This window comes from Shewanella sp. GutCb (assembly GCF_002836135.1).
Lineage (GTDB): Bacteria > Pseudomonadota > Gammaproteobacteria > Enterobacterales > Shewanellaceae > Shewanella.
Genome location: NZ_PJBL01000053.1, coordinates 1 through 2383, shown reverse-complemented (window position 1 = coordinate 2383; position 2383 = coordinate 1). Strand labels below are relative to the sequence as shown.

3 protein-coding genes are annotated in these 2383 nt (G+C 38.4%); all 3 read right to left on the bottom strand.

The window, feature by feature from the left end:
• Positions 1-7 precede the first annotated feature (7 nt).
• Entirely contained in the window at positions 8-532 is a 525-nt protein-coding gene (locus CXF86_RS19900; RefSeq protein ID WP_102039872.1) for a hypothetical protein, read from the bottom strand.
• A gap of 579 nt (positions 533-1111) precedes the next feature.
• The gene (locus CXF86_RS19890) at positions 1112-1444 is read right to left on the bottom strand and encodes a hypothetical protein (protein WP_102039870.1); all 333 of its coding nucleotides are present in this window, start codon (positions 1442-1444) and stop codon (positions 1112-1114) included.
• A gap of 140 nt (positions 1445-1584) precedes the next feature.
• On the bottom strand, positions 1585-2383 hold a 799-nt coding region (locus CXF86_RS19885; RefSeq protein WP_219622749.1), incomplete at its 5' end, for a hypothetical protein.

Sequence of the window (2383 nt, the reverse complement as noted above, 5' to 3'; positions counted from 1 at the left end):
TGAGGTTTTATAGTAACCCCGACTTTGATGACTTAAAGCAAATACCATAAATACATTTGTATTCTACTTGAACACTTAGCCGCCTCAATTTAGCTGCAATTTGTTCATAGTCATTTTTTAATACGGATGAGTCACAAAAATTAAGCAAATCCAAAGATTGACCAATTGATACCGTAGATCCCTTCTGGACATGCTGGACACCGACTTGACCAAGTTGTTCATTTAGATCGAGCTCTTGAAATAGTGATTTATAGTCATTCTTTTCATTAATATGGAATTCTATATCATCAACAAAGAAGCTTATTTTATTTAAAAATGACGGTCCAACACCTAGGTTTACCAATTGACATAAAATTCCATTTTCATAATTATTTACCCAGCAAAAATCCAAAACTGGTTTAACCGATAACTGATTATGTTTCCGCACTTGAAAGCCTTGCCACAATGTTAAGGCAAAAACTAAGAGAGCAATAAAGGCTGATGCCATAGCGATATAATCGCTTGTTTCTAATGTTGATACAAACTCAGGCAAGATAATCTCCTCGTACCTCATAACGCCTCAAACACTGGCGCGTAGGTTGGCGCTGTTTTTGCGCCTTTTGGTTTTTAGCAAAAAACCGCGACAGCCGTTATACGTCCAGTGATTTGACTTGTTATATGCTGGTAACTTAGCTATCAGTTGACTTTTTAACACACGAAAAGGTTACAGTTGCTTTAGGGTAATTGCCTAAAATAAATGGGCCTGAATTTTCATGGGTATTTAACAGTTTAACCACCTTACTTAAACTACTACAAAACCTGTTTGCTTCACCCAATGCTTCCGCAAGTAATGGTTCATTGCCAGAAGGGAAAGCGCCTTCTTGCCTTGAAACCACGAAAGTATTTTCTCCCGCAGGCGTTGGGCCAATCGTTTTTGTAGAGCACCCTGAAACCGTTACGAGTACGGCTAAACTAAAAAATACTGCTTTGATAATTGAATTCCTTTTAAAGATACTTACTCAATGAAAAGCATATAACGCCCTGCTAATAAGTGAACCACGTGCTGGCGGGCGATTTGCTCAGCAAATGTCATGACAGCCTTGGTGAATCTGAATTTAGCAGCTTGTTATGTTTACAGTCGGCCGATAACTATCGGTGCAATAAATGCAAACAAAACTACCAAATGTCCGCCAATTAACAAAACTCTTAGTAAGTTACCCTTCCTTGATAAGGTATCATCATTAAGCGACCTATAGTCGGCTTTTAGTATAAATACCATGAACTTAAAAGAATTGCTGATAGTGTTGTTTTTGATAAGTTGAAGCTTTCCCAGTTCAAGCCAAACCTGTGGGTGATTGGACTTAATGATATTCAAAACAATTTTTGCTTCCACCAAATACCAGACTGATAAAGGAAGCATCGAAAGACAGAGTAATGGCCAAATTGCGGTAATAAATTCACTCAAACTATTCCATCCTTAGAAACATAACGCCGCGTTAAGTAGTGAGCAACGCCACCACGAAACCTGACCATACAACCTTAAACACAAAACCCAACGATGGAATGAAAAATGCTATGCGTTGGGAATCTCTCTTAAACGCTTTGTTAAGTTTCAGTAAGCACCAAATGACCACTGTCGGATACTTTACCTAGGAACTCAGAAATAGACATCGCAGCGATAGCAACAGGTGTTACGTCTAGACTTTCACCATTCATAGCTCGCGTTATTGCTCTTTGAGAGGCATCTAGCTTCACTAGCATGCTACTCCATGATTCTTGAAGATTGGGATCAGCGTTGTATACATGTTTATACGTGTGCTGATTCATAATTGCATCGGCTATATATTCATCAAGCCTAACACCATTGATATCTTTGGTGAGCAATCGTCCGCTCCCGCATAGTCCTGCAAACACTCTTTCTAGACACACGATATCATCAAGAAGTTGCTTTGATGCATCTCCTATATTTTTGTGTCTGTTAGCTGACTTGACTTTTTCCAGTTCTAAGTCTGCTTTAACTTTTTCCAGTTCCTGTTTTTTCTCAGAAATAATGTCGAGCATCTCTTTTTCTAATTTACCTCTCAGCTCTAATTGTTCTTTCTCATGCTCATTTACAATCTTTTGGTACCGTTCTTTCATTTGCATTCTGACAGCACCATAAGAAACCATCGTACAAATTATTACAACGAGCCCAGATAAAGCCGTCAACTCATTTGTATAAGCTAGTTTTAACGAGCCTGATGCTACATCTAACGATAAACCTCCTGAAGCAAGCATTCCTGCAACACCAATAACACACCCTACAAAGTACGTGACCGGGCTTTTTTTAAACAGCCAATCAACAACAGCATAGAATAAGTAGTTTGTTTTATTTTTCATGTATCCTCGAATATTGAATGAAACT